The organism is Gluconobacter sp. DsW_058 (assembly GCF_002153615.1).
In the GTDB taxonomy this organism is placed as follows: Bacteria; Pseudomonadota; Alphaproteobacteria; order Acetobacterales; family Acetobacteraceae; genus Gluconobacter; species Gluconobacter cerinus.
The window spans coordinates 190,236-215,282 of the sequence record NZ_JOPH01000001.1; the positions used below are offsets into that span (position 1 = coordinate 190,236).

Genomic DNA, 25,047 nt, shown 5'->3' on the forward strand with positions numbered 1-25,047 from the left:
GATGGCCGACACGTACAAGCCTGCAGATCTGCGCGCGAAGAGCGAGGACGAGCTGAACGCTCTGCTCATCGATCTGAAGCGCGAACAGATCAATCACCGTTTTGCGGCTGCCACCGGGCAGTCGGAAAACACAAGCCGTGTTAAGGTCGTGCGTCGTGCTGTCGCGCGCATCAAGACACTGGCTCATCAATCGAAGAACCGTGCGGGCGCCCAAACGTCCGCCGCAAAGTCCTGAGAGGAGACGGACGATGCCAAGGCGCGTCCTGACAGGGCGAGTAACGAGCGACAAGATGGACAAGACGGTTACCGTTCTTGTTGATCGTCGTATCATGCACCCGCTCTATAAGAAATTCATCCGCCGCTCCAAAAAGTATGCGGCTCATGATGAAGCCAATGTCTGCCAAATTGGCGATCTGGTTCGCATTGAAGAATGTGCACCGATTTCCAAGCGCAAGACTTGGTCTGTCGTCGCACGCAACGGAGAGGACATGGCTTCGGCTTCCTCTTCCGTCAGCGCATAAGGGGGTAGGCACATGATTCATCCCGAGACCAACCTTGACGTCGCCGATAATTCCGGTGCGCGTCGGGTGCAGTGCATCAAGGTGCTGGGCGGCTCCAAGCGGAAGACTGCCTCGGTCGGCGACATCATTGTCGTATCCGTTAAGGAAGCCATTCCCCGCGGTAAGGTGAAGAAGGGTGACGTCCATCAGGCCGTTATCGTTCGTACATCTTATCCGGTACGTCGTGCAGACGGATCTGCGATCCGTTTTGACAAGAATGCTGCTGTACTGATTAACAAGCAGCAGGAGCCGATTGGCACGCGTATCTTTGGCCCGGTCGTTCGTGAACTGCGTGCTCGCAAGTTCATGAAGATTATCTCCCTGGCGCCGGAGGTGCTGTAATGGCTGCACGTATTAAAAAAGGCGATCAGGTCCTCGTTCTTTCCGGCAAGTCCCGGGGCGTTCGTGGCGAAGTCCTTTCAGTGATGCCGAAGGCTGAGAAAGCTGTCGTTCGCGGCGTAGCTATCGCTAAGCGTCACACGAAGCCCAACCGGGCAGGTGGAGAAGGTGGTATCATCGAGCAGGAAATGCCGATCCATCTGTCAAACCTGAAGCTGGTTGATCCCAAGAGCGGTAAGCCCACACGCGTTGGCTTTCGGGTTCTTGAAGACGGTCGCAAAGTGCGTGTTGCCAAGGCAACCGGCGAAGTGATCGAAGGCTGAGGAACGCAAAAATGAGCGATAACAACACCGCTTTGCCGCGTATGCAGCAGCGCTACGAAGAAATTCTTCGTAAGCAGCTTCTCGAGCAGTTCGGCTACGCAAACCCGATGCAGGTTCCTAAGCTCGAGAAGATCGTGCTGAACATGGGCGTCGGTGAAGCAGCTGGCGACCAGAAGAAGTTGGATGCAGCAGTTGCTGAAATGGCAGCGATCTCCGGTCAAAAGCCGGTTAAGACGCTGGCACGCAAGGCTATTGCTGGCTTTAAGATCCGTGAAGGTCTTCCGATCGGTTGTAAGGTTACTCTGCGTCGTCAGCGTATGTATGAGTTCCTCGACCGTCTCGTGACGATCGCAATGCCTCGCATTCGTGATTTCCGTGGTCTTCCGGCAAACAAGGGCTTTGATGGTCGTGGCAACTTCGCCATGGGCATCAAGGAACAGATTGTTTTCCCGGAAATCGAATATGACAAGATCGATGCCGTTCGCGGTATGGACATCATCTTCGTGACCACTGCAAAGACCGATGCCGAAGCAAAGGCTCTGCTGAAGGCCTTCGATCTGCCGTTCGCAGGTTGATCAGGTAATTTTTCAGACCGATCGCGACTAAAAATAAGGATTCGGCCTTCCATTGGAAGGCCGCTTTCCTTTATAGACACGCAGATTGGAAAACCGTCGGGATAGGCCTGACAGGTTCCGGGAGAAAATTCGAGATGGCGAAGATCTCAGCGGTTAACCGTAATAACCATCGCGCAGCTCTTGCGAAGCGCGATAAGGAAAAGCGGACCGCTCTTAAAAACATCATCAAGGATCGTTCCCTTTCGGTTGAAGACCGATTTGAAGCGACTCTTAAGCTGGCACAGATGCCACGTAACGGATCCGCAACGCGCGTCCGTCTTCGTTGCAAGCTGACCGGTCGTCCCCGTGCTAACTACCGTAAGTTCGAGCTTTGCCGTATCGCTCTGCGTGATCTTGCGTCCGCCGGCCAGATTCCTGGCATGGTCAAGTCGAGCTGGTAAGGGATAGATCGAATGTCGTTGTCTGATCCACTGGGTGATATGCTTACCCGGATCCGTAATGCTCAGCGTGCTCGTCATGCTGCCTGCGTTGCGCCCGCTTCCAAGCTTCGCACGAACGTGCTTGAGGCTCTGAAGCGTGAAGGTTACATCCGTGGTTTTTCCACGGAAGAAGTCCGTAAGGGCGTATCGCAGCTCCGTATTGAGCTGAAGTACGTTGAAGGGCAGCCGGTCATTAAGGAAATCCATAGGGTCTCCAAGCCTGGCCGTCGTGTCTATTCGAAGATCAAGGAACTTCCGCGCGTTTATGCCGGCCTTGGTGTGTCGATCCTGTCCACCCCGCGTGGCGTCCTTTCGGACGTCGAGGCCCGCGCTGCCAATGTTGGCGGCGAGGTTCTCTGCCGCGTCTTCTGAGGAGGGTCGCATGTCTCGCGTAGGTAAATATCCCGTAGAAGTTCCGGCAGGTGTGCAGGTCGCAGTTGCCAACGGTGTCTTCACGGCCAAAGGCAAGCTTGGTGAACTGAGCTTCCCGGTTTCTCGTCACGTGGACGTGAAAATCGAAGACAACTCAGTTGCAGTTGCTCCGATTGGTCGTCGCTCCCGTGAAAACTGGACGATGTGGGGAACGACGCGCGCTCTGATCGCAAATATGGTCAAGGGTGTGTCTGTTGGTTTCACCAAGGGTCTTGAAATTCAGGGTACGGGTTTCCGTGCTGCTGTTCAGGGATCCAATCTGGTGATGAACCTCGGCTTCTCGCACGATGTCGTTTATCCGATTCCGGCCGGTATCAAGATCACCACGCCGCGTCCGACCGCTATTGTTGTTGAAGGCAACGACAAGCAGCGCGTTGGTCAGGTCGCTCTCGATATTCGCAGCTTCCGCAAGCCTGAGCCATACAAGGGCAAGGGCGTTCGTTATGACACGGAAGTTCTGCGTCGCAAGGAAGGTAAGAAGAAGTAATGGCATCGCAGCAAGGATTGCAGGAACGTCGCCGTCAGCGGCTGCGTTTCCAGCTTCGTCGCAAGAGCGGCGGCCGGCCGCGTTTGTCGGTCTTCCGTTCCAGCAAGCACATTCACGCCCAGATCATCGACGATGCACAGGGTCGTACTCTTGCCAGCGCATCTACGCTGGAAAAAGAGCTCCGCGACAATGGCAACACCGGTGCTAACGTGGACGCAGCTTCGGCGATCGGCAAGCTGATCGCGGAACGTGGCTTGGCAGCTGGCGTGACGGCCGTCGTGTTTGATCGCGGCGCTTATGTCTATCATGGCCGGGTCAAGGCCCTGGCAGAGGCTGCCCGTGAGGGCGGACTCTCGTTCTAAGGAGGATCACACATGGCACGTGAGCCAAGAGAAGGCGGCCGTGGTGGTCGTGAGCGCGAGCAGGGCGACGATCTGGTCGACAAGCTCGTAACCATCAATCGTGTTGCCAAGGTTGTTAAGGGTGGCCGTCGCTTTGCTTTCGCAGCGCTGGTTGTCGTTGGCGATCAGAAGGGACGCGTTGGTTACGGTGCGGGTAAAGCTCGTGAAGTGCCCGAAGCTATCCGTAAGGCTACCGAGCGCGCCAAGCGTACGATGATCCGTGTACCAATGAAGGAGGGTCGTACCCTTCATCATGATACGTCAGGTCACTACGGCGCTGGTAAGGTTGTTGTTCGTGCGGCTGAGGCCGGTACGGGTATCATCGCCGGTGGTCCGATGCGTGCGGTTTTCGAGAGCCTGGGTGTTAACGACGTTGTCGCTAAGAGCCTCGGAACGCGTAACCCGCACAACATGATCAAGGCTACGTTCGCTGCCCTTGAAAAGGCAAGCAGCCCTCGCAACGTCGCTTCGCGTCGTGGCAAGAAGGCCGCTGAACTTTTCGGTAAGCGCGAGCAGGCTCAGACCGAGGAGACTGCAAATGTCTGAAAACGGTAAGACCGTTCAGGTAAAGCAGATCGCTTCTGTCATTGGTCGTAAACCGGGCCAGGCTGAGACCCTTGTTGGTCTTGGTCTGCGCGGTATCGGTTCCACCCGTACGCTGGAAGATACTCCGGCTGTGCGTGGGATGATCCGCAAGGTTGCCCACCTCATCCAGGTGGAGGGTTGAAATGAACCTCAACGAATTGCGCGATAACGAGGGCTCTCGTTATCGCAAGAAGCGCCTAGGACGTGGCATTGGTTCCGGTAAGGGTAAGACCTCCGGACGCGGTGTTAAGGGTCAGAAGGCTCGTGAAGGCGTCTCGCTGAATGGCTTTGAAGGTGGTCAGCTTCCGCTGTATCGCCGTATGCCTAAGCGTGGCTTCGTGAACATCTTCCGCAAGGAATATGCTCCGGTGAACCTTGGCGCGATTTCGAAGGCTATCGAAGCAGGCAAGCTGGATAAGTCGGCTCCTGTTACTGAAGCAACACTTCGCGCTGCTGGGCTTGTCAATGGCAAGACCCATGGTGTTCGTCTTCTTGCGAAGGGTGAACTTTCGCATGGCGTAACCATCGAAGTCGACGGCGCTTCCGCAGCAGCTCTTGCTGCTGTTGAGAAGGCTGGTGGCTCCGTTAAGGTGCTTGCACCGAAGAAGGAAGTTCAGGCTGAAGCCTGAGTTCTCCTCTCCCAGATTTATCTGGGGTATGGTTAGATAGTGAACAGCGTCCCGTGCAGATGTGCGGCGACGCTGTTTTCATGAAAGGACAGGTGGATGGCTTCCGCAGCAGAGCAGCTCGCCGCCAATCTCAATATGAGTTCCTTTGCCAAGGCGACTGAACTCAAGAAGCGTATCTGGTTTACGCTTTTGGCCCTTATCGTTTATCGCCTCGGAACATACATTCCTGTTCCTGGTGTTGATGCGACAGTCATGGGTCAGCTGCTGGCACAGCATCAGGGTGGCATTCTGGGCATGTTCGACATGTTCACGGGTGGTGCTCTCGGACGCATGACTGTGTTCGCCCTGAACATCATGCCGTACATCAGTGCATCGATTATCATTCAGCTTCTTTCAACTGCTCTTCCGTCTATGGAAGCAATGAAGAAAGAGGGTGAGGCGGGGCGCAAAAAGCTTAACCAGTATACCCGCTACCTCACTGTTTTCATCGCACTCTTCCAAGCATACGGCATCGCTGTTGGGCTGGAGAACATGACGTCTCATGGCGCAAGCGCGGTGGTGATGCCGGGTGTCTTCTTCCTCGCGTCGTGTGTCGTGACGCTGGTTGGTGGCACGATGTTCCTGATGTGGCTTGGCGAGCAGATCACATCACGGGGTGTCGGTAACGGTATTTCGCTGATTATCTTTGCAGGTATTGTCGCCAATCTTCCCCATGCGCTGGCTAGTTTGTTTGAACTGGGTCGCACTGGAGCTTTGTCGCCAATCTTCGTGATGATCTTTCTGGTTATGGCGATTGCCGTCATTGCCTTTATCGTCTTCATGGAGCAGGCGCAGCGTCGTGTTGTGATCCAGTATCCGAAGCGTCAGATTGGCAATCGCATGTTTGGTGGTGACTCCACTCACATGCCGCTGAAGGTGAATACGGCAGGTGTAATCCCTCCCATTTTTGCTTCTTCCGTGTTGCTGATTCCTGTGACGATTTCAGGGTTCATGAACGGGCATAATATGCCGGGTTGGCTTTCCGTTCTCGGGCAGCAGCTTGGTCAGGGACAGCCTCTCTACATGCTGTTCTATGCCGCAATGATCCTGTTTTTCTCATATTTCTACGCGGCTGTGACATTCAATCCTGAAGAAACGGCTGAGAACCTGCGGAAGCAGGGGGGCTTTATTCCGGGTATCCGTCCGGGGGCAAGCACGGCGGCGTATTTTGATCGCATCCTGTCGAGACTGACCACAATCGGTGCTCTGTATCTGGTTGTCGTTTGTCTTCTGCCGCAGATTTTGATCAGCAAGTACAACGTGCCATTTTATTTTGGCGGTACGAGCCTCATCATTATCGTTTCCGTAACGATCGATACCGTGACGCAGGTTCAGTCCCATCTTGTTGCACATCAGTATCAGGGGCTGATCCGCAAGCAGCGTAGCCGTGGTTCCAGGAATGGTGTTTCGGGAGGAAACAAGCGTCGATGAATATTATTCTTCTTGGCCCTCCTGGGGCAGGTAAGGGGACGCAGGCGAAGCGTCTTGAGCAGCTTTATGGTCTTAAGCAAATCTCCACTGGAGATATGCTGCGCGCTGAAGTTGCTGCTGGCACGCCTATCGGACAGGAGGCTAAGGCCATTATGGAAAGGGGAGAATTCCTTCCTGACCCTATCATGGTAAAGATGATTCAAGGGCGTATAGCGCAGCCCGACTGTGCTCAGGGGTTTATTCTGGACGGCTTCCCAAGAACGGAAAGCCAGGCGGAAGCACTTGATGCCATGTTGGGCACTGATGAGTTGAAGATTGACGCCGTCATTCTTCTGGACGTTGCCGAAGATCAGCTTGTCGAGCGTATTGCCAGTCGTACTGCGGAAGATGGTACACGGCGGCCAGATGACAATCCTGAGGTGGTGAGATCTCGTCTTGATATCTATCGCCGTCAGACTGCACCAATCCTTCCTTATTATGAGAAGGCTGGTCGTTTGAAGCATGTTGATGGAATGCTGGGCGTTGACGAAGTGGGTGCAGAGATTGATGCACTCATTGGAAAGACCGTAAAAAATTGAAGAAATGAGAATGATCACGGAGAAGTGATCATTCTCATTTGACTCAAGGGGGGTGCCCGGTATATTGCGCGCCCTCGACATATCTGTGGCGTGAAGGTGGCCCCGGGTTCCGGAATCGGACTGGGAGCTGACATGCCTGCGATGCAAACGATCCGGTTTCGACCGGACATGAAACAGGCTGACGCGGTCAATTGATCGCGTCGATGGGAGAATTGGCGTGGCACGTATTGCCGGCGTAAACATTCCGACCAACAAGCGGGTGGTCATCAGCCTGCGCTATGTCTACGGCATTGGCCCGTCGACCGCGCAGGCAATCTGCAGCAAGCTCGGTATCCCCGATGCGAAGCGCGTCAACGAACTGTCTGATGACGAGATCGTAAAGATCCGTGAACTGATCGACGGTGAGCACCGCGTTGAAGGCGACCTGCGTCGCGAAACCGCTATGAACATCAAGCGTCTGATGGATCTGGGCTGCTACCGCGGTCTGCGTCATCGTCGCGGCCTTCCGGTCCGCGGTCAGCGTACGCACACGAATGCACGTACCCGTAAGGGTAAGGCAGTGGCGATTGCTGGCAAGAAGAAGGTCACGCGCTAATTCGCGCCTGACTGCTTCACTCTGACGCTTCTCGCTAACTTTTAGGACGACCTCTATTATGGCCAAGGCCGCAGCACCGCGCATTCGTAAGAAAGAGCGCAAGAATATCATCTCTGGCGTTGCTCACGTGCTTTCCACGTTCAACAACACCATGATCACGATCTCCGATGCGCAGGGTAATGCAATTGCATGGTCCTCCTCGGGCGCACAGGGCTTCAAGGGCTCGCGTAAGTCCACACCGTACGCTGCACAGGTTGCTGCAGAAGACGCAGGCCGCAAGGCTCGCGAGCACGGCATGGAAACGCTTGAGATCGAAGTGTCCGGCCCGGGTTCGGGGCGTGAAAGCGCTCTTCGCGCGCTGCAGGCTGTTGGCTTCACGATTACGTCCATCCGTGACATGACGCCGGTGCCCCATAACGGCTGCCGTCCGCGCAAGCGTCGTCGCGTTTGAGTGATGCCATGCCGCGCGTTCGTGAGAATGCGCGGCATGTGTAGTGATTGCATCTCCCTCCGCACGATTTGTGCGGGCCAGGTGCCGCCAATTTTTGTTGGCGGGCTTCGTTGTTTGAAAGGCCACGACCTTGGTTCTCCAGAAAAACTGGCAGTCCCTCATCAAGCCGGAGAAGCTTGAAGTCGAGCCCGGCCCGGTTGCCTCGCGCATCGCCACAGTCGTGGCGGAGCCGCTGGAGCGCGGTTTCGGTATGACGCTCGGTAATGCGCTGCGTCGTATTCTTCTGTCCTCACTACAGGGCGCTGCAGTAACAGCCATTCAGATTGATGGCGTTCTGCATGAGTTCTCGGCTGTCCCAGGTGTGCGCGAAGACGTTACGGACATCGTCCTGAACGTTAAGCAGCTCGCTCTGCGTATGCACAGTGAGGGACCGAAGCGCATGATTCTCACGGCGACTGGTCCGGGAGAAGTGACGGCAGGACAGATTCAGGCTGGGCATGATATTGAAATCATGAACCCTGATCTCGTGATCTGCACTCTTGATGATGGTGTGAAGCTCGGAATGGAGTTCACCGTCAACATGGGCAAGGGTTACGTTGCTGCTGTTGCAAACCGTCCGGAAGATGCTCCGATTGGTATGATTCCGATCGATGCAATCTACTCGCCGGTTCGTCGCGTGTCTTACAAGGTCGAGCAGACCCGCGTTGGTCAGGTTACTGACTACGACAAGCTGCTGCTGACGGTTGAGACGAACGGTGCTGTGACGCCGGAAGACAGTCTGGCTCTTGCTGCGCGTATTCTTCAGGATCAGCTTCAGCTGTTCATCAACTTTGATGAGCCGCGTCCGGTCCAGCATGAAGAGCCGCAGGATGACCTGCCGTTCAACCGCAATCTTCTTCGCAAGGTTGACGAGCTCGAGCTTTCGGTGCGTAGCGCCAACTGCCTCAAGAACGACAACATTGTTTACATTGGCGATCTGGTGCAGAAGTCCGAACAGGAAATGCTCCGTACGCCAAACTTCGGGCGTAAATCGCTCAACGAGATCAAGGAAGTTCTCACCGGTATGGGGCTGTCGCTCGGCATGAGCGTCCCGGCCTGGCCGCCCGAGAACATCGAGGATCTGGCCAAGCGTCTCGACGAGACGTTTTGAGAACTTCTTAGGGTAAGGAAAACTAGCAATGCGTCATGGTGTGAGCGGGCGTAAGCTCAATGTCACCTCTTCTCACCGCGCTGCCATGTTCCGCAACATGGCCGTCGCACTCATCAAGCACGAGCAGATCACGACGACTCTGCCGAAGGCGAAAGAACTTCGCCCGGTTGTTGAGAAGCTGATCACTCTCGGTAAGCGCGGTGACCTGCACGCTCGTCGTCAGGCATTCGCTCAGCTGCGTGATGACACGGTTGTCAGCAAGCTCTTCAGCACGGTTGCAGAGCGCTACAAGGCTCGTGCCGGTGGCTACTCCCGCGTTCTGAAGGCTGGCGTACGCTACGGCGACAATGCCGACATGGCAGTCATCGAACTCGTAGAGCGCGATGTTGATGCCAAGGGCCAGGACAGCGGTCCGAAGCCAGTTGCAGAAGAGCAGGAAGCCGCCTGAGGCTTCTCGGTTTGAGACGAAAGAAAGGCCGGTGCAGCAATGCACCGGCCTTTTTTTTATTCTGCGGTTCACATTGCTGGGCAGAGTGTGTAGTTTTGCCACATCTCTTGCAGGACGATTCCCGTCTGGTTTTTAAACCGGCTGTTTTTCTCCCGCCCGTCAGGGCGGGGAGGGTGTCTCTTTTCCTGAAGGTCGACAATCTGTTGGCCTCGCTGTTCTGCATAATTTTGAGAAACGGGTCCGAGCACTCTCGTAGGGCCCGCAACGACGCCTCCCATATCTGTTTCGGCAATGAGGTCGAAGCAGGTTCGTGACGCGCCTATGCCTGGAGAGCATGAAAATGTCCGAAACAGCCGCACCTAAACGCGGACTAGCGGAAATTCTTGGCATCCCACGCGCCCTTTTCTGGGCTTTTGTTGGTCAGCTTTTATTCATGGTGGGAGACGGTGTCGAAGCCGGATATCTCGACACCTACATGCTGCACCACGGCCACTCCCAAGGGTTCGTCAACGAACTCTTCACTCTTTACGGCATCACGGTCATGATTGCCGCCTGGTTTTCCGGGCCTCTGTCTGATCTGATGGGCCCCAAAAAGGTCATGTGGATCGGCCTGATCCTGTGGGCTCTTCTGGAAGTCTGCTTCCTGACGTTCGGGCTGGGTCCGAATAGCGGGCCTATGATCCTTCTCTTTTATGCGCTGCGTGGATTTGCCTATCCGCTGTTCGCATACGGTTTCCTCGTATGGATCGCTGCCGCCACGCCGGCTGCCATGCTTGGATCGGCTGCTGGATGGTTCTGGTTCTCTTTCTCTGCGGGGCTGCCGACACTTGGCTCCCAGTTTGCACGCTATACGATCCCGTATCTTGGTGAACTCAAGACGTTCTGGTGTTCACTAGGTCTGGTGATTATCGGTGGCCTCGTCGCATTGCTGTTTACGCACGAGCCTACGGGCAAGAAACGTCTTCTGCCTGATCACGTACCCACCAAGGATATTTTCTTTGGCTCACTCAGCATCATGTGGCGTGAACCCAAAACGACGATTGCTGGCATTGTCCGTATTATCGATACGTCTTCGGAATACGCTTTCCTTGCCATCATGCCAGCGTTCTTTGTAGACCAGCTGCACTTTAGCCTCGAACAATGGCTCAACCTGCTGTCGCTGATTTTCCTCAGCAACATCCTGTTTAACCTTGTCTCCGGCATGATTGCTGACACTTTGGGGCATCGTTTCGTAGTGTCGGTCTTCGGTGGTATCGGCGGCTTCATTGCCATTCCGCTGTTTTACTATGTGCCTATCTGGTATCCGGGGAATTTCTGGGCGGTTGCCGCAGCGGGCATTTTCTATGGTGCAACGGTCGCTGCCTTCGTGCCGCTTTCAGGCCTGATGCCGCAGATTTGCCCACGTGAAAAAGCTGCAGCTCTGTCCATTCTGGGTCTCGGCGCAGGTGCCTCGACATGGGTTGGTCCGGCAATCGTCTCGTTCTGTGGAGCGGTTTTCGGTCCGGGCATGAGCTATGTGATCTGGACATTTGCTGTGATCTACCTTGCTTCTGCTGGTATGACGCTTGCCCTTAAGATTTCTCCTGAGGCTCGTCGTTACACAGAAGAAGCTACGGCCCGAGGCGAAGTGAGCACGACTGTCGGTCACTAAGAGCGATCTGTCACGTCTTCGTTGTTAAGCTGTTAAAAAGCAGGGGTGGTTCGTTATCGAGCTGCCCCTGTTTTCTTATGTCGTGGATGAAATGGTTTTGGAGTTGAAAACTATGGATGCGGATCTGGCGTCATATCTGGATGAGAGCGTGCCGTCCTTGCAGGATGGAGCTGGGCGAGTTGTCGATTGCACCCGTGCAAAGAAAAATATTTGCTCGTTCTTAAAAGAAAGTAGGGCAGTTGTCGCCGATCTGACGGTGGATCAGCCGTTGTTCTTACTGTTTTCCGCATTTCTCAGCGGTCTGTTGTTCGCACGTACTCTTTTTTCAGGAAAGAAACCTTCCTGAGGCGCATGACGTTACGACATGACCACGACCTATAATTCAAGGATCATGTCCCATGCTGCACTATGCTATCGTTTTCTTTATCATTTCCATCATTGCTGGCGTGTTCGGCTTCTCGGGCATTTCTGCCGCGACGGCAGGTATCGCCAAGCTGTTTTTCATTATCTTCCTGGTGCTGGCCGTTCTGGCGATCCTAGCTGGTGTTGCCGGGCTGCACGCTCTCTAAGAGCCGCATCTTCTGCCTGAAGAGGCCATAAAAAAGGGCGGGATCTTGATGATCCCGCCCTTTTTGTTTTTTAGCGCCCGTTCTTGTCTTTTTGGATAAATGACGGCAGCAATGGATTGTCTGTCTGAAGAGAGGCTTTTGTCGGCAGGTCTTTGGAATTCCAGCCGCCGCCAAGATCTGTCAGCAGAGCAACTTCCGCATTGAATTGCTGCTGACGGATGCTTAGCTGGCTCTCTTCATATTGAAGGGCAGTCTGCTGTGCCGTGATGACGGTTGTATAAATCTGCGTCCCCGCAAGATACTCGTTCATGGATACTCGGACGGCGGCCTCGGCACTCGCAACCGCCTGATTCTGAAGTCCTAGCTGCTGATCGAGATAGTGCAGGTTGGACATCTGGTCTTCCGTGTCCTGCATGGCGGCCAGAACGGTCTGTCGGTATGTGGCAACCGCATTATCGTAATCTGCCTCAGCTTCACGGACAGCCGCTGTTCGAGCTCCGCCCTGGAAGATCGTTTCCGTGGCAGCAGCACCCAGCCCCCAGGTGCGCGTGGCTGTCTGGATCAGCTGCTGGAGTGGGTTGCCGCTATATCCATACGATGCAGAGAGCGTGATTTCCGGGAAGAAGGCGCCAATCGCATATCCGATCTCTGCGTTATAGGCTTCCATGTTCCGTTCAGCCTGAGCGACGTCTGGCCGACGTTCAAGGATCATGGACGGAACGGCTACAGGCGCGGCTGGAATCTCCTTGGGCAGAAGGGCCGCAGCGATAGTGACATCTGCCGGTGCTCGACCGGTCAGCACTGCAATGGCATGCTCATACTGTGCGCGAGCGATATGAGCATTGGCAAGGCTGGCTTCGGTGGACTGCAGCAGATATCGAGCCTGAAGAACGCTTGTTGGATCTGCAACACCGGCCTCAAGCTGGTTCTCAAGGATTTTGAGATTATCTCGGTATAGACCCACGTTGCGCGTGTAGAGATCGATCAGGCTGTCCTGATAGCGCATGCTGAAATAGTCCTGCGCCAGTGTCAGCTGGTAGGACAAGCGCATACTGGCAACCAGTGCGGCGTCGCCCTGCGTCGCGGCGACCTGTTGCTGCACCTGTCGACGTATCTTTCCCCAGACGTCAACCGTCCAGCTGGCTGATGGGCCTGTTGCCCAGGTGTTGCTCGTGTAGGACTGCGACGATGTGTACGTGAAGCCGCCACTCGTGCTGGAGGCACTGCTGCCCTGTGAATTTCTGTTGAAGCTGAAATTCCCGCTCAGTGTGGGGTAGAGGCTTGCCTTGATGGAATCGATTGTCGCAGCGGCTTTGCGATATTGCGCTTCGTATTCCTTCAGGCTCTGATTGGACGTGGCGATCCGTTCTTCAAGATCATTGAGAAGCGGATCATTAAAGATGGTCCACCAGTCGCCTTTGGGCATCTGCACCAGATCCGGGCGTGCCTTGTTCCAGCCGGCTGGGGGAGGCACTTCCTTGAAATGCGGAGAAATGACTGCCGAAGGACGATGGTAATTCGGTCCGACCATGCACCCACTCAGGAAAGGCAGGGCTGCGGCTCCCAGCAGAAGAGTACGCAGGGAAGGCATACGAAGGACGGTCATCAGATTTCCGTTTCCCGGGGCGAGATGTGAAGCAGAATGGCAAAGTGATGTCGGGCGCGGCCGAGCATTTTTCCGAAACGATCGAGGTATAAAAACACGACGGGCGTGCTGTAGAGCGTAAGAAGCTGGCTAACCATCAGGCCACCGAGAATGGCGATGCCAAGCGGGCGGCGCAGTTCGCAGCCATATCCATTCCCGAAGACGAGAGGCACGGCACCAAAGGCTGCGGCCAGAGACGTCATGAGGATCGGGCGGAACCGCAGAACACTCGCCTGTTGGATAGCCTCAAAAGCTGTCGCGCCCTCACGCTGCGCCACGAGCGCAAAATCGATCAGCATGATGGCGTTCTTTTTGACGATGCCAATCAGAAGAATGACACCAATCATGGCCATGAGTGAGAACTCCTGCCCAAACAACTGAAGGGCGAGCAAGGCGCCGACGCCAGCGGAAGGGAGCGTGGACAGGATCGTCAGGGGATGAATGAGGCTCTCATAAAGCATACCCAGAACAATGTAGACCGCAGCAAGAGCCGCAAGGATCAGCAGAGGCTCATCACTGACAGATTTCTGAAAGGCCGCGGCGTTGCCAGCAAACCCACCATGGATGGTTGGTGGAACATGCAGTTTAACCATAGCGGCTTCAACGGCTTGCACAGCAGGCCCGAGGGACGCTCCTGGGGCAAGATTGAAAGACACGGTCGTTGCAACCGAGAGCCCATCATGGTTGACCGTCAGGGCCGTGTTTGTTGCGCGCTGGTATCCAAGCACCGATAGCGGCACCATATTGGAAACGCTTGTTGCCACGGCGGCACCACTGGACGCAGATTTCCCACCAGCCAGAGCATTGGCCACAGAGTTAATGTAGGACTGCTCGCTTTGCGAGAGCGTGCTGGTTGTGGTGTCGGCTCGAACACGCAGGTTATTCGAAGACGTGCCGCCTGCGGCTGTTCCGCCAGAGGCACTCACCCACATCTGTTTCAGCGTTTCGGGGCTTTCCCAGTATCGCGGAGCGACTTCCATCACCACATGATACTGGTTCAGATTTCCGTAAATGACGGAAGCTGAGCGCTGTCCGAACGCATCGTAAAGTGTGTTGGCAATGAGCTGGGGCGTGATGGAATACCGGGAGGACATATCGCGGTTGATCGCAATGGCAATAGCCTGACCGCCTTCTTCCACGTTGGATGAAACATCCATCAGCAGAGGAATTTTTGAGAGCGCCGAGACAATCTTCGGCGTCCATTCATAGAGATCTTCGGCCGACGGGCCTTCCAGCGAATACTGATAGGCCGCGTCACCTGAGCGCGCACCTATACGGACGGCGCCGGGGGCCATCAGACGGAGCTGCGCACCTGGAACATTCGAAAAGGCCCGGTTGATGCGTTGCACCGTGGCGGCCAGATCGTCCTTACGTTCCTCTTTAGACTTCAGAGCAACGAAAAGATTGGCAGAGTTGGCCGAACGCCCGCCGGCGCCGCCCATAACGCCTGCGACATCCCTGTCTGCGGCGACAACCTTCATGGCGTGAGCCGTAATGTCTTTCAGAGACTGAAAGGACACGGACTGGTCGGCGACCAGGCGCCCCATCAACTGACCGGTGTCTTCAGAGGGAAAGAAGCCCTTGGGCATTTTCACAAAGAGAACACCAGCCAAAATCAGTGTGGCTGGCAGAGACATGACGATCAGGAACGGATGTCGGAGGCTCCATCCTAGCGATTGCTCGTAGCCTTTCGCGACGCGGTCGATCATGCGTTCGAGCAGGGAACCAATTCTGCCCCAGAAACCCTGTGAGGCGGCTGGCGCAGAGGTGAGGATCAGTGCGCTGAGCATCGGGGTGAGGGAGAGGGACAGGACCATGGAGATGGTCAGGGTAATGACCATTACCATCGCGAATTCATGGAATAGCCGACCCGCAATGCCCCCCATGAACATGATGGGAGCGAAAACCACAATCAGGGACACGGTGATGGATAGAACCGTGAAGGCAACTTCGCTGGCCCCAAGGATGGCGGCTTCCATCCGCTCATGACCCATTTCCATGTAGCGGGTGATGTTCTCAAGAACGACGATGGCATCGTCCACAACGAAACCGGTGGAGATTGTCAGGGCCATCAGAGACATATTGTCGAGCTGATAACCCAGCAGCGACATCACCCCGAATGTTCCGATGATCGAGATGGGGACGACGATCGCTGGAATGAGAATGGCGGACAGGCTGCGCAGAAACAGCAGCACAACGACGACGACCAGCACCACGGCTATGATGAGGGTCTGTTTCGTATCATTCAGGGACGCGCGGATTGTCTTGGATCGGTCAATCAGGACGTTAATATGGGTGTTGCCCGGCATTGCCGACTGGAGAATGGGAAGGCGCTTGCGGATACCATCAACAGTCTTGATGACGTTGGCGCCGCCCTGTGTGAACACCGTACAGATGATGGCGCGTTGACCGTTGAGGAAGCCTGTCTGGCGTAGATCTTCAACGCTGTCATTGACTTCTGCGACGTCTGTCAGGCGAACAGGTTGGCTGTCACGATAGGCGACGACCAGCCCACGATAATCAACGGCTTTGCTGGCCTGATCGTTGGTGGACAGCATGAGACGCGTGCCATGGGAGTCAATGAAACCCTTCGGCGTATGAGCGTTGGCCGATGCAAGTGCCGCGCGAACATCTTCGAAACCAATGCCATAGCGGAACAGGCGGAGAGGATTTAGTTCTACGCGAACCGCAGGGAGGGAACTGCCGCGGATTTCGACTTCGCCCACGCCCTCAACCTGACTGAGCTGCTGAATCAGAACGTTGCTGGCAAACTCATAAAGCTCTTGCGGCGTCCGTGTGCTGGACGTCAGCGTTAGTGCAACAACCGGGGGGCCGTTGGAGTTGGCTTTGTCGTAAGTCGGGTTTGTGCGCAGAGTGGAGGGAAGATCCTGGCGTGCGCCCTGAAGTGCAGCTTCGACGTCTCGTGCGGCACCATTGATGTCGCGGGAGAGGTCAAACTGAAGAGTAATGCGCGTCTGATTGACCGTTGATTCAGACGTCATCTCCGTAACGCCCGAAATCGCGCCCAGATGCCGCTCCAGCGGTGCTGCGACTGTACTGGCGATCTCGGACGGAGAACCACCAGGCTGGTTCGCCATCACCATGATGACCGGGAAGTCCACGTTCGGCAGATCGGCGACGGGTAGGCTGAAATAGCCCAGGATGCCGCCGATCAGGAGCGCGACGGCCAGAAGGATCGTTCCAACTGGCCGCATGACGAAAAGGCGGATCAGCTTCACGGGTTGCTGTGCGTGCTTGGAGTTTGCGCCCGGCCTGCATGATAGCGCTGCATGAGCGTCCTTGTCTTACGACCGATGCCGTCCATGAACAGATAGATGACCGGAGTGGTGAACAGGGTCAGCATCTGTGACAGCATCAGTCCACACACAATCGCCACGCCGAGGGGGCGGCGCAGTTCGGAGCCGACGCCATGGCTCAGCATGAGAGGCAGGGCACCGAACAGGGCGGCCAGTGTCGTCATGAGGATTGGACGAAAACGCAGGAGGGCTGCCTGACGAATGGCTTCGAGCGGTGTGTGCCCTTCCAGTCGCTCGGCTTCGAGTGCGAAGTCGATCATCATGATGGCATTCTTTTTCACAATGCCGATCAGCAGCACGATGCCGATGATCCCCATGATGTCGAGGTCCATACCGAACAGGTACAGGCCAATCAGCGCGCCGATAGCAGCGGATGGCAGCGTGGACAGGATGGTGATGGGGTGGATGAAGCTCTCATAGAGAATACCCAGCACGATATAGACCGCGATGACCGCAGCCATAACAAGCCAGACTTCGTTCGTCAGAGACGAGCGGAAAGCTGCGGCTGTGCCCTGGAACGCAGTTTCAAATGCGGGAGGAAGGCCAAGCTGCTTCTCAACCCGTTCAATGGCACTTGTTGCCGCACCAAGCGAATACCCTTTCGAGACGTTGAAAGAGATCGTCGTGGCTGGGAACTGGCCGTAATGACTGATGAGGAGGGGGGCAAGGCTATGACTGATTGTCGTAACCTGCTTCAGCGGGACCAACCCGGACGTCGGCTGACGTGTCGGCCCTGAGGTGCTGCTGCCTGCTTCGGATGAAATCCCCGGCAGGTACAACTGGTTGAGGGACGTCAGGTCGTTCTGAAGGTCTGGAAGCGCTTCCAGAATAACGCGGTACTGGTTGGCCTGCGTGTAGATCGTTGAAATCTGACGCTGGCCATAACTGTCATACAGAAGGTTATCGACCGTCTGCGGTGTGATGGAATAACGCGCACCCGTTGCACGATCGAGCGAGAGCTGGGCAACCAGACCTTCAGCCTGCAAATCGGATGTGACATCCGACAGGGAAGGCTCCTGTTTCAGCGCGTCGACAATTTTTGGAACCCAGGTTTTGAAGGTGTCGTAATCCGGGTTCTCAAGCATGAACTGGTATTGTGTGGCCGAAATCGAGGAATCCAGAGACAGATCCTGAATCGGCTGAACAAACAGCTGCGTTCCGATAACATTCTGGCCGACCTGGCCCAGACGCTGAAGGATGGTCGACAGGTCGGAGGTGCGCTCGTCCCGCGCCTTGAGATTGATCAGGAAACGACCGACGTTCAGCGTCATGTTCTGACCGTCAATTCCCACAAAGGAGGAGATGCTGGCTACATCCGGATCCTTGAGGATCTCGGCGCCCAAAGCGGCCTGACGTTCTTTCATGCCATTGAAGGAAATGGCCTGCGACATGACGGAAATGCCCTGCACAACGCCAGTATCCTGCGTTGGGAAGAAGCCTTTTGGGATTGTGTAGGCCAGTGCGCCCGTCAGGATAATTGTTCCGAGCGTGACCAGAAGCGTCAGGCCACGGAACCGCAGAACCACGTCCAGCCAGCGGCCATACAAGGCAATCATGCCATTGATGCCACGCTCCGTGCCATCGGAGAGGCGGCCCCAGATTCCACGGCTCTTGGATGGAGCGTGCGTATCCGTCAGCATCCGCGCGCACATCATTGGAACCAGGGTGATGGACACGATGGCCGAGATCACGATCGTGATGGAGAGCGTCATGGCGAATTCGTGGAACAAGCGTCCCACGACATCCTTCATGAACAGCAGTGGGATGAGCACTGCGATCAGCGAAACTGTTAGCGAGATGATGGTAAAGCCGATTTCGCCGGCACCCTTTAGGGCAGCGGTGTAACGGTCTTCGCCAGCTTCCACGTAGCGGGCAATGTTCTCGATCACCACGATAGCGTCATCCACCACAAAGCCTGTGGCAATGGTGAGGGACATCAGCGACAGGTTATCGAGCGAGAACCCGAGCAGATACATTGCCGCCATGGTGCCCACTAGCGAAAGCGGGACCGACAGGCTGGGAATGATCGTGGCAGGAACATTGCGCAGGAAGACGAAGATGACGCCGACCACGAGCAGCATGGACAGACCCAGCTCGTATTCGACATCGTCAACAGAGGCACGGATGGTTGTTGTCCGGTCTGTCAGCGGTGTGATCTCGATGCCAGGGGGCAGGTCCTGTTTGAGCTGGGGCAGGATGCGCAGAACGTTGTCCACCACGCCAATCACGTTGGCGCCGGGCTGACGCTGAACATTCAGGATCAGGGCAGGGGTCTTGTTCGACCATGCCGCCAACTGAGTGTTCTCTGCGCCTTCGACGACCGTAGCCACATCGCGAACGCGGATCGGGCCGCTGTTCTGATAGGCAATGATTTGGTCCATCAACTGATCGACGGACTTGATCTGTCCATCAATGCGCAGGGACGTAGAGCGCTTGGGGCCGTCAAATGTGCCCGTTGGGGAATTGACGTTCACCGTTGTGATGATGGTCCGCAGCGTATCGATCGCGATGCCGTATGATGTCAGCTTCGGGATGTTGACCTGAATGCGGTACGCCTTGCGATTACCGCCAGACAGCGTGACAAGGCCCACGCCGGAGATCTGGCTGATCTTCTGCTCAAGACGCGTGTTGACGTAATCTTCCACTTCCGGAAGCGGCAGGGTTTTCGACGTGATACCCAGTGTCAGGACCGGAGTATCCGCCGGATTGACCTTCGCATAAATCGGAGGTGCTGGCAGATCCGTTGGCAGCAACGATGTCGCGTTGTTGATGGCGGCCTGAACTTCCTGCTCGGCCACGTCCATGGACATATCGAGGCCAAAGCGCAGAGTGATGACAGAGGCACCGCCAGAGGACTGAGACGTCATCTGGTCGAGGCCCGGCATCTGGCCCAGCTGCGTTTCGAGCGGAGCCGTAATGGACGTGCTCATCACGTCTGGTCCGGCGCCCGGGTAATAGGTCGAGACCGTAATGGTTGGATATTCAACCTGTGGCAGTGCTGAAACTGCCAGGAAGTGGTAGCCGAGCAGTCCGCTCAGCAGGATGGCGAACATCAGGAGGCTGGTGGCAACCGGACGCTCGATGAACAGGCGGGACGGATTCACGGTCTTGCTGTTCCCTGTGAGCGGTCAGTGATTGCCGGTGACATCGGCTGCGGACGGATCATTGCCACGCTTGGCGGCATCAGTGCTTTGCTGACCATTGCTATGGCGATGATGGGTCTCGGCCGTTTTGGCTTCAGCTGCAGCATTCTGTGTCGTGGGAGCGGAGGTGTCAGGGATCGAGATTTTCTGACCCGGGCGCAGATGGCTCACGCCATCAGTCACGACACGATCACCAGCTTTCACACCGGACAGAATGACGGCGTTGCTGTCGTCCGTCTCGCCAACCTTGACCGGAAGGTCCTTCACCGTCATGTCCGGCTGCACAACATAAAGAAACTGTCCGTCCGGGCCTGTCTGAAGCGCATTCCCTGGCACGATAAGAACATTGTGCAGTGTATTGACGAGCAGGCGGGCATTCACGAATTCATTCGGGAACAGCCGTTCGTCTTCATTGGCGAAAATGCCACGCATACGGACCGTGCCGGTGGACGTGTCGATTTGGCTGTCCAGTGCCTTCACGGTGCCGGTAGCGATTTTCTGGGTGTTATCGCTGTTCCAGGCTTCGACCGGGAGCTCCTGCACTTCACGCAGACGGTCAGCAACCGGGCCAATCTGATTCTGCGGCACAGTAAAGATAACGGAGATTGGCTCCATCTGTGTCAGGATTGTCAGGCCGCCGGACTGGCCGGCAGAGACATAGTTGCCCTTATCGAGCACACGGATACCGACGCGGCCATCAACCGGTGCAATGATGTGACAGTACATCACGTTCAGTTCGGCATTATGGACGTTGGCTTCGTCGAACTTCACAGTACCTTCAAGTTGCTGAACCGTGAATTCCTGATCCCGAGCTGTCATCGCTGATGTTGAATTCTGACGGATCAGCTTCTGGTAACGGGCATTGTCCACACGGGCTTTTTCAAGCTGGGCGCGGTCAGCTGCAAGTGTTCCTTTGTACTGGGCAAGAATTGCTTCGTACGGACGTGGATCAATCAATTCCAGTTCATCGCCCTTTTTAACGTGCTGGCCTTCCTGATAATAAACATCAAGAATATGGCCATCCACGCGGGGTGTAATCGTTACGTTCGTTACAGGAACGACGGTGCCGATCAGTTGCAGGATCACAGGCATGTCGCCTGTATGCACCGTGGCAACAGCAACAGGCTGCGTATCGCCCGCTGCGCGGTTTTTGCGCGATTTTTCGGAATGAGATCCATGCGTCCGCAGGACTGCAAAAAGGATCAGCAGAATCACCAGAACAATTGTGCCCCATAGCAGCCAGCGACGGCGGGGGCGTCGGGCTGGTGTGGGGGACTGGGCGTTGATGCTCTGGTGGCGGTCGCTGGGTCCGGCCGTCTGCTCGTCCATAGTGGTCCTGTCTTTCCCGTACAGCTTTTTGGCATGGATGCGCCTGAGAAACGGCATCCTTCCGTCAGTTGTTCTCTTATAGTGCAGCGAATGCAATGCTGCCATGACGGGACCTTAAATCCTGTTCAGGTTCAGCAACGAATTTGAAACATGGAAGGCTAAGAGATTGCTTTTCAAGGCAATCTCTCTCTTGCTTCATTTCACGCTCGCACCATATCCTTATGGAAACCCGATGGTCCGTGGGCCGTTTAAGGCAGGAACGGATCATATCCGGATAAGGAGATACAGACATGGCTGATACGACAGGTACAAAGGCCGAGGGCCTTCTTGATGAAGTCAAGGGCAAGGTCAAGGACGGCGTTGGTGGTCTGACGGGTGACACGGCCACGCAGGCTGAAGGCAAGTTTGACCAGCTTTCGGGCATGGCTCAGCAGGAATTTGCTGATCTTTATGACGAAGGCGAAACGAAGCTTGAGGCTGCTACGGCGTTCGTTCAGGACCGTCCGCTTATCTCCATCGTCATTGCCACCGTCGTTGGCATGATTGTTGGCGGCCTGCTGTTCGGTCGCAAGAGCAGCTGATTTCACACACGCATTACTTCGTGTGCTAGAAGCCTCCCGGAGTAATCCGGGAGGCTTTTTCTATGGAATGGTTTTACGAGAATAACGGGCAGCAGACAGGGCCCGTATCCCGTGAAGAAATTCTGCGTCTGATCATGCAGCAGCGGATTCGTCCGGAGACGCTGGTCTGGACGTCAACCTTTGGAGATTCCTGGCGTCCGGCGTCGTCCGCCGGGCTGGTATCGCCATTGACCGGACTTGTGCGTCCTTCCGCAGAAATTTCAGAGCACTGGGCCTGGGCGCTGCTTGTTGGTCCATGGATCATGGGACGTGTAACGCTCTACATCATGGACTGGCGGCATGTAGCAGAAGCCGACCGCATGAACACGATGTCCGTGGTTAGTCTTCTGGTGCTAGGTCTGTTTTTTACGGCGTTTTTTATGGATCGGAACTCGATCCGGGAAACGGGCGCCACACCGCCGGGGTTCTGGTGGTGGCTTTTCCTGCCTGGTTATTTCTGGCGCCGCCGTCAGATCACCGGGCGAGGCCGGTCGCTTCTTGTCGTGAGCCTTGTGCTGCTCGTGTTCAACATCGGTGACACCCTCAGCCGTTGGCCGGAAATACAGCAGCAGGTGAAGCATGGTCACCACGTGACCAGCGCTCCTCAGGACCCCGCGGAAGGCGACGGCGAGCAGGAAAACCTCTGAAAGGCACGAGAAAGAGTCTTTCGAGGCACACTTGACAACTTATTCTGAAAAATAACCCATTTTTGGGCTTCCCTTTCGAGTCGCCATGATTCAAAACCGATTCGGTAGTCAGTTGATTGACCGGATTGGTCGGGGAGAAGTTCAGGAATGCCAGATTACGCCCTTGAAGCGGCCCATGGCGGGCTGGTCGTCGGGATCGACGAAGTCGGGCGTGGTCCTCTGGCGGGACCTGTAGTCGCAGCAGCCGTTGCGTTCACCTCTCCCCCTGATGAAACGCTTTCGCGCCTTCTTGATGATTCCAAGAAACTGACAGCGAAGCGTCGTATGGTTGCCTATGACCTGCTGATGCGGGCGTCGAACATCCTGATTGGGGTGGGCGCAGCATCCGTCACGGAAATTGAACAGATCAACATTGCGCAGGCCTGCCACCTGGCCATGAGACGAGCGTTGGACCGGTTGGGTCGTATGCCGGATCTTGCGCTGGTTGATGGCAAGCACGCACCCAAGCTGCCCTGTCCCATTCAGATGGTGATTGGTGGAGATGGCATCAGCCTCTCCATCGCGGCAGCCTCTATTATCGCAAAAATTACACGAGACCGCCTGATGGCCCGTCTTGCCGTTCGGCATGATGCCTATGGATGGGAGCGCAATGCCGGATATGGCACCGCTGTTCATATGAGCGGCCTGAAAACACAGGGTGTGACGCCCCATCACAGGCGCGGATTTGCGCCTATTCGAAACATGATTGAAGCAGAGGCACACGCAGCATGACCGGCGAACTCCCAGTGGACCAGATCCTGCGTGGTGAATGCGTGGAGACGATGAAGACCCTGCCGGATGGCAGCGTGGACTGCATCTTTGCCGATCCGCCATATAATCTTCAGCTTCGTGGCGAACTGCGGCGCCCGGACGAAACCGTCGTTGATGGCGTCGATGATGCCTGGGACAAATTCGACGATTACTCGGCGTACGACAAATTCACGCGTGAGTGGCTGTCAGAAGCACATCGTATTCTGGACAAGGATGGCACGATCTGGGTGATCGGCTCCTATCATAACGTGTTTCGTCTCGGTGCCATTCTTCAGGATCTTGGGTTCTGGATCCTGAACGATATCATCTGGCGCAAATCCAACCCGATGCCGAATTTCCGTGGACGCCGGTTTACGAATGCTCATGAAACGATGATCTGGGCGGCCAAGAGCCCGCAGAGCCGTTATCGTTTCAATTATCAGGCCATGAAAGCGCTGAACGATGACCTTCAGATGCGATCGGACTGGTACTTGCCGTTGTGCACGGGGAACGAGCGCCTCAAGAACGAACACGGTTTGAAGCTGCATCCGACGCAGAAGCCGGAAAGCCTTCTGCATCGTGTGCTTGTGGCGTCAACGAATGTTGAAGATGTCGTGCTTGACCCATTCTGTGGCAGTGGCACGACACCTGCGGTGGCCAAGCGACTGGGGCGTCACTACGTCGGAATTGAGCGTCACCCGGATTATGTGAAGGCTGCGCGTGAGCGGGTTGCCCGCGAGGAACGTCTGACGTCAGAGCATGTTGCTGTCACGCCCGCCAAACGCGACATTCCACGGATTCCGTTCGGGAGCTTCGTGGAAACGGGTGTCTTGCCTGCGGGAACGGCGCTTTATGATCGTCAAAAGCGTCTGAAGGCAACGGTTACGCCGGATGGCACGCTGGTATCGGGCAATCAGCGGGGTTCCATTCACAAGTTGGGCGCAATGCTGACCAATGCGCCTTCCTGCAATGGATGGACGTTCTGGTTCTTTGAGCGGGACGGAGAAATGGTGCCAATTGATATTCTGCGCCAGGAAAGCGTTGCCCTGCGTAACGTCGGCTAAGCGCCCTTCCGCTCTGAAAAACAGATTATAAAAAAGGCCGGAAGGGGAATTCTCCTTCCGGCCTTTTCTGTTTCTAAAACGTTAGGAAATCAGCGTCCTGCAAATCCAAGGAAGCCGGATGCCGGATCTGCGGTACCGCCCTTTTCATCGAAATGAGGAGAAGGCACCGCACGCGTTGCTGTCGAGGCTTTGCCGCCAATTGTCAGGTGACCGCTGCCACCTTTCATCTGCACGCCGCTATCCTTAACACTTGTTTCCAGACGTCCATCCGGATTGTAGGTCCGCATGGAAAGCAGCAGGAACATGATGTCCTTGCGGTTCAGGTCAATCGCCATGTCCAGCGGGGTTTGATCAAGAATGTTGTGGCCATTCATGTCAGCACCGCGATTCAAGGCTTCCTTGGACGCATTCAGCGAGCCGCGATTGATGGCATCAAAGAGAGCTGTCGTCGGGTTCGTGTCCACACGCGCATGACCTGCGTCGTCATCTGCGGCCTCTGCACCTGGCAGGGCTGAAGGAGGGGCTGCACGTTTGGCAGCCTTGCGGGCTTCTGCCTTTTTGGCAGATTCTTCCGCATCCTGTTCAGCTTCCGCGTCATCGGCATCCTGCGCATGGGCAGAGTGCCAGGGCACGAAGATTGTCGGTGTGGCTGCCAAAGCGGCAATCAGCAGAAGGCGGGGCAGGGTGAGGGGCAGTCGCATAGGGTCAATATACTGCGATCTGAAGTCCTGTGCGAGTCTCCAGAATCGTCGTCCGCAACTTGTCACATGC

The 25,047-nt window shown here is 55.9% G+C and carries 30 protein-coding genes; 25 read left to right on the top strand and 5 right to left on the bottom strand.

Annotated features, from left to right (window positions below):
- Position 1 precedes the first annotated feature (1 nt).
- The 21 genes from rpmC (at position 2) to HK24_RS01055 (ending at position 11,722) form a co-directional block, all read left to right on the top strand.
- Positions 2 to 235 (top strand): 50S ribosomal protein L29, encoded by a 234-nt coding sequence (gene rpmC / locus HK24_RS00950; protein WP_010502114.1) that lies wholly within the window; start codon positions 2 to 4, stop codon positions 233 to 235.
- Positions 236 to 248: 13 nt separating this feature from the next.
- Entirely contained in the window at positions 249 to 521 is a 273-nt protein-coding gene (rpsQ, locus tag HK24_RS00955) for a 30S ribosomal protein S17 (protein ID WP_010502113.1), read from the top strand.
- A 12-nt stretch (positions 522 to 533) separates the two neighbouring features.
- Complete coding sequence (gene rplN, locus HK24_RS00960) at positions 534 to 902, top strand: 50S ribosomal protein L14 (RefSeq protein ID WP_007282731.1); 369 nt, start codon at positions 534 to 536, stop codon at positions 900 to 902.
- Positions 902 to 1,222 carry a 50S ribosomal protein L24 gene (gene rplX, locus HK24_RS00965; RefSeq protein ID WP_046901183.1) on the top strand — a complete coding sequence of 107 codons (321 nt, stop codon included), beginning with the start codon at positions 902 to 904 and terminating at the stop codon, positions 1,220 to 1,222. The genes rplN and rplX overlap by 1 nt, the downstream gene beginning before the upstream one ends.
- An 11-nt stretch (positions 1,223 to 1,233) precedes the next feature.
- Positions 1,234 to 1,797: a 50S ribosomal protein L5 gene (rplE, locus tag HK24_RS00970; RefSeq protein WP_046901184.1), complete on the top strand. Its 564-nt coding sequence runs from the start codon at positions 1,234 to 1,236 to the stop codon at positions 1,795 to 1,797.
- 134 nt (positions 1,798 to 1,931) lie between these two features.
- Entirely contained in the window at positions 1,932 to 2,237 is a 306-nt protein-coding gene (rpsN, locus tag HK24_RS00975; protein ID WP_007282734.1) for a 30S ribosomal protein S14, read from the top strand.
- A gap of 12 nt (positions 2,238 to 2,249) precedes the next feature.
- A complete protein-coding gene (gene rpsH / locus HK24_RS00980) occupies positions 2,250 to 2,648 on the top strand; it encodes a 30S ribosomal protein S8 (RefSeq protein ID WP_010502111.1) in 399 nt (132 codons plus the stop codon).
- A gap of 10 nt (positions 2,649 to 2,658) precedes the next feature.
- Entirely contained in the window at positions 2,659 to 3,195 is a 537-nt protein-coding gene (rplF, locus tag HK24_RS00985; protein ID WP_046901185.1) for a 50S ribosomal protein L6, read from the top strand.
- The gene (rplR, locus tag HK24_RS00990; RefSeq protein ID WP_046901186.1) at positions 3,195 to 3,557 is read left to right on the top strand and encodes a 50S ribosomal protein L18; all 363 of its coding nucleotides are present in this window, start codon (positions 3,195 to 3,197) and stop codon (positions 3,555 to 3,557) included. Before rplF ends, rplR begins: the two co-directional genes overlap by 1 nt.
- A 12-nt stretch (positions 3,558 to 3,569) precedes the next feature.
- On the top strand, positions 3,570 to 4,142 hold the full coding sequence (rpsE, locus tag HK24_RS00995) for a 30S ribosomal protein S5 (RefSeq protein WP_046901187.1): 573 nt from the start codon (positions 3,570 to 3,572) through the stop codon (positions 4,140 to 4,142).
- Positions 4,135 to 4,323: a 50S ribosomal protein L30 gene (gene rpmD / locus HK24_RS01000; protein WP_046901188.1), complete on the top strand. Its 189-nt coding sequence runs from the start codon at positions 4,135 to 4,137 to the stop codon at positions 4,321 to 4,323. Before rpsE ends, rpmD begins: the two co-directional genes overlap by 8 nt.
- 1 nt (position 4,324) lies before the next feature.
- Positions 4,325 to 4,810, top strand: a complete 486-nt coding sequence (rplO, locus tag HK24_RS01005; RefSeq protein WP_046901189.1) for a 50S ribosomal protein L15 — start codon at positions 4,325 to 4,327, stop codon at positions 4,808 to 4,810.
- Positions 4,811 to 4,906: 96 nt separating this feature from the next.
- Positions 4,907 to 6,280: a preprotein translocase subunit SecY gene (gene secY, locus HK24_RS01010; RefSeq protein ID WP_086632950.1), complete on the top strand. Its 1,374-nt coding sequence runs from the start codon at positions 4,907 to 4,909 to the stop codon at positions 6,278 to 6,280.
- Complete coding sequence (locus HK24_RS01015; protein ID WP_086632951.1) at positions 6,277 to 6,858, top strand: adenylate kinase; 582 nt, start codon at positions 6,277 to 6,279, stop codon at positions 6,856 to 6,858. The genes secY and HK24_RS01015 overlap by 4 nt, the downstream gene beginning before the upstream one ends.
- Before the next feature lie 217 nt (positions 6,859 to 7,075).
- Positions 7,076 to 7,453: a 30S ribosomal protein S13 gene (rpsM, locus tag HK24_RS01020; RefSeq protein ID WP_046901192.1), complete on the top strand. Its 378-nt coding sequence runs from the start codon at positions 7,076 to 7,078 to the stop codon at positions 7,451 to 7,453.
- A gap of 58 nt (positions 7,454 to 7,511) precedes the next feature.
- Positions 7,512 to 7,904: a 30S ribosomal protein S11 gene (gene rpsK, locus HK24_RS01025; RefSeq protein ID WP_007282744.1), complete on the top strand. Its 393-nt coding sequence runs from the start codon at positions 7,512 to 7,514 to the stop codon at positions 7,902 to 7,904.
- A 130-nt stretch (positions 7,905 to 8,034) separates the two neighbouring features.
- Positions 8,035 to 9,054, top strand: coding sequence for a DNA-directed RNA polymerase subunit alpha (locus tag HK24_RS01030; protein WP_046901193.1), 1,020 nt, complete (start codon positions 8,035 to 8,037; stop codon positions 9,052 to 9,054).
- A gap of 28 nt (positions 9,055 to 9,082) precedes the next feature.
- Positions 9,083 to 9,502, top strand: coding sequence for a 50S ribosomal protein L17 (rplQ, locus tag HK24_RS01035; protein WP_046901194.1), 420 nt, complete (start codon positions 9,083 to 9,085; stop codon positions 9,500 to 9,502).
- A 334-nt stretch (positions 9,503 to 9,836) separates the two neighbouring features.
- On the top strand, positions 9,837 to 11,153 hold the full coding sequence (locus HK24_RS01045; protein ID WP_174694847.1) for an MFS transporter: 1,317 nt from the start codon (positions 9,837 to 9,839) through the stop codon (positions 11,151 to 11,153).
- A gap of 112 nt (positions 11,154 to 11,265) precedes the next feature.
- Positions 11,266 to 11,499: a hypothetical protein gene (locus HK24_RS01050; RefSeq protein ID WP_086632954.1), complete on the top strand. Its 234-nt coding sequence runs from the start codon at positions 11,266 to 11,268 to the stop codon at positions 11,497 to 11,499.
- Between the two features lie 52 nt (positions 11,500 to 11,551).
- Positions 11,552 to 11,722 (top strand): DUF1328 domain-containing protein, encoded by a 171-nt coding sequence (locus HK24_RS01055; RefSeq protein ID WP_007282750.1) that lies wholly within the window; start codon positions 11,552 to 11,554, stop codon positions 11,720 to 11,722.
- Between the two features lie 70 nt (positions 11,723 to 11,792).
- Here the strand turns inward: HK24_RS01055 and HK24_RS01060 are convergent, their stop codons facing one another.
- The 4 genes from HK24_RS01060 to HK24_RS01075 are packed head-to-tail and all read right to left on the bottom strand — an operon-like array spanning position 11,793 to position 21,156.
- Positions 11,793 to 13,328, bottom strand: coding sequence for an efflux transporter outer membrane subunit (locus HK24_RS01060; RefSeq protein WP_086632955.1), 1,536 nt, complete (start codon positions 13,326 to 13,328; stop codon positions 11,793 to 11,795).
- Positions 13,328 to 16,606: an efflux RND transporter permease subunit gene (locus tag HK24_RS01065; RefSeq protein WP_086632956.1), complete on the bottom strand. Its 3,279-nt coding sequence runs from the start codon at positions 16,604 to 16,606 to the stop codon at positions 13,328 to 13,330. Before HK24_RS01065 ends, HK24_RS01060 begins: the two co-directional genes overlap by 1 nt.
- The gene (locus HK24_RS01070) at positions 16,603 to 19,788 is read right to left on the bottom strand and encodes an efflux RND transporter permease subunit (RefSeq protein ID WP_064275032.1); all 3,186 of its coding nucleotides are present in this window, start codon (positions 19,786 to 19,788) and stop codon (positions 16,603 to 16,605) included. The genes HK24_RS01065 and HK24_RS01070 overlap by 4 nt, the downstream gene beginning before the upstream one ends.
- A gap of 24 nt (positions 19,789 to 19,812) precedes the next feature.
- Positions 19,813 to 21,156, bottom strand: a complete 1,344-nt coding sequence (locus tag HK24_RS01075; RefSeq protein WP_086632957.1) for an efflux RND transporter periplasmic adaptor subunit — start codon at positions 21,154 to 21,156, stop codon at positions 19,813 to 19,815.
- A gap of 290 nt (positions 21,157 to 21,446) precedes the next feature.
- Here HK24_RS01075 and HK24_RS01080 point away from each other — a divergent pair, with 290 nt between their 5' ends.
- The 4 genes from HK24_RS01080 to HK24_RS01095 all read left to right on the top strand — a co-directional run bounded on the left by HK24_RS01080 (position 21,447) and on the right by HK24_RS01095 (position 24,276).
- Positions 21,447 to 21,737 (top strand): CsbD family protein, encoded by a 291-nt coding sequence (locus tag HK24_RS01080; protein ID WP_046901199.1) that lies wholly within the window; start codon positions 21,447 to 21,449, stop codon positions 21,735 to 21,737.
- A 62-nt stretch (positions 21,738 to 21,799) separates the two neighbouring features.
- The gene (locus tag HK24_RS01085) at positions 21,800 to 22,423 is read left to right on the top strand and encodes a DUF4339 domain-containing protein (RefSeq protein ID WP_086632958.1); all 624 of its coding nucleotides are present in this window, start codon (positions 21,800 to 21,802) and stop codon (positions 22,421 to 22,423) included.
- 147 nt (positions 22,424 to 22,570) lie between these two features.
- On the top strand, positions 22,571 to 23,194 hold the full coding sequence (locus HK24_RS01090) for a ribonuclease HII (protein WP_046901201.1): 624 nt from the start codon (positions 22,571 to 22,573) through the stop codon (positions 23,192 to 23,194).
- The gene (locus HK24_RS01095) at positions 23,191 to 24,276 is read left to right on the top strand and encodes a DNA methyltransferase (RefSeq protein ID WP_046901202.1); all 1,086 of its coding nucleotides are present in this window, start codon (positions 23,191 to 23,193) and stop codon (positions 24,274 to 24,276) included. Before HK24_RS01090 ends, HK24_RS01095 begins: the two co-directional genes overlap by 4 nt.
- A gap of 89 nt (positions 24,277 to 24,365) precedes the next feature.
- Here the strand turns inward: HK24_RS01095 and HK24_RS01100 are convergent, their stop codons facing one another.
- Positions 24,366 to 24,977: an ankyrin repeat domain-containing protein gene (locus HK24_RS01100; RefSeq protein WP_086632959.1), complete on the bottom strand. Its 612-nt coding sequence runs from the start codon at positions 24,975 to 24,977 to the stop codon at positions 24,366 to 24,368.
- Positions 24,978 to 25,047 lie beyond the last annotated feature (70 nt).

What these genes read in the sequence shown, in the direction of transcription:
- rpmC (WP_010502114.1), top strand. Translation starts at nt 2, where the DNA reads ATGGCCGACACGTACAAGCCTGCAGATCTGCGCGCGAAGAGCGAGGAC.
- rpsQ (WP_010502113.1), top strand. Translation starts at nt 249, where the DNA reads ATGCCAAGGCGCGTCCTGACAGGGCGAGTAACGAGCGACAAGATGGAC.
- rplN (WP_007282731.1), top strand. Translation starts at nt 534, where the DNA reads ATGATTCATCCCGAGACCAACCTTGACGTCGCCGATAATTCCGGTGCG.
- rplX (WP_046901183.1), top strand. Translation starts at nt 902, where the DNA reads ATGGCTGCACGTATTAAAAAAGGCGATCAGGTCCTCGTTCTTTCCGGC.
- rplE (WP_046901184.1), top strand. Translation starts at nt 1,234, where the DNA reads ATGAGCGATAACAACACCGCTTTGCCGCGTATGCAGCAGCGCTACGAA.
- rpsN (WP_007282734.1), top strand. Translation starts at nt 1,932, where the DNA reads ATGGCGAAGATCTCAGCGGTTAACCGTAATAACCATCGCGCAGCTCTT.
- rpsH (WP_010502111.1), top strand. Translation starts at nt 2,250, where the DNA reads ATGTCGTTGTCTGATCCACTGGGTGATATGCTTACCCGGATCCGTAAT.
- rplF (WP_046901185.1), top strand. Translation starts at nt 2,659, where the DNA reads ATGTCTCGCGTAGGTAAATATCCCGTAGAAGTTCCGGCAGGTGTGCAG.
- rplR (WP_046901186.1), top strand. Translation starts at nt 3,195, where the DNA reads ATGGCATCGCAGCAAGGATTGCAGGAACGTCGCCGTCAGCGGCTGCGT.
- rpsE (WP_046901187.1), top strand. Translation starts at nt 3,570, where the DNA reads ATGGCACGTGAGCCAAGAGAAGGCGGCCGTGGTGGTCGTGAGCGCGAG.
- rpmD (WP_046901188.1), top strand. Translation starts at nt 4,135, where the DNA reads ATGTCTGAAAACGGTAAGACCGTTCAGGTAAAGCAGATCGCTTCTGTC.
- rplO (WP_046901189.1), top strand. Translation starts at nt 4,325, where the DNA reads ATGAACCTCAACGAATTGCGCGATAACGAGGGCTCTCGTTATCGCAAG.
- secY (WP_086632950.1), top strand. Translation starts at nt 4,907, where the DNA reads ATGGCTTCCGCAGCAGAGCAGCTCGCCGCCAATCTCAATATGAGTTCC.
- HK24_RS01015 (WP_086632951.1), top strand. Translation starts at nt 6,277, where the DNA reads ATGAATATTATTCTTCTTGGCCCTCCTGGGGCAGGTAAGGGGACGCAG.
- rpsK (WP_007282744.1), top strand. Translation starts at nt 7,512, where the DNA reads ATGGCCAAGGCCGCAGCACCGCGCATTCGTAAGAAAGAGCGCAAGAAT.
- rplQ (WP_046901194.1), top strand. Translation starts at nt 9,083, where the DNA reads ATGCGTCATGGTGTGAGCGGGCGTAAGCTCAATGTCACCTCTTCTCAC.
- HK24_RS01045 (WP_174694847.1), top strand. Translation starts at nt 9,837, where the DNA reads ATGAAAATGTCCGAAACAGCCGCACCTAAACGCGGACTAGCGGAAATT.
- HK24_RS01050 (WP_086632954.1), top strand. Translation starts at nt 11,266, where the DNA reads ATGGATGCGGATCTGGCGTCATATCTGGATGAGAGCGTGCCGTCCTTG.
- HK24_RS01055 (WP_007282750.1), top strand. Translation starts at nt 11,552, where the DNA reads ATGCTGCACTATGCTATCGTTTTCTTTATCATTTCCATCATTGCTGGC.
- HK24_RS01060 (WP_086632955.1), bottom strand. Translation starts at nt 13,328, where the DNA reads ATGACCGTCCTTCGTATGCCTTCCCTGCGTACTCTTCTGCTGGGAGCC.
- HK24_RS01075 (WP_086632957.1), bottom strand. Translation starts at nt 21,156, where the DNA reads ATGGACGAGCAGACGGCCGGACCCAGCGACCGCCACCAGAGCATCAAC.
- HK24_RS01080 (WP_046901199.1), top strand. Translation starts at nt 21,447, where the DNA reads ATGGCTGATACGACAGGTACAAAGGCCGAGGGCCTTCTTGATGAAGTC.
- HK24_RS01085 (WP_086632958.1), top strand. Translation starts at nt 21,800, where the DNA reads ATGGAATGGTTTTACGAGAATAACGGGCAGCAGACAGGGCCCGTATCC.
- HK24_RS01090 (WP_046901201.1), top strand. Translation starts at nt 22,571, where the DNA reads ATGCCAGATTACGCCCTTGAAGCGGCCCATGGCGGGCTGGTCGTCGGG.
- HK24_RS01095 (WP_046901202.1), top strand. Translation starts at nt 23,191, where the DNA reads ATGACCGGCGAACTCCCAGTGGACCAGATCCTGCGTGGTGAATGCGTG.
- HK24_RS01100 (WP_086632959.1), bottom strand. Translation starts at nt 24,977, where the DNA reads ATGCGACTGCCCCTCACCCTGCCCCGCCTTCTGCTGATTGCCGCTTTG.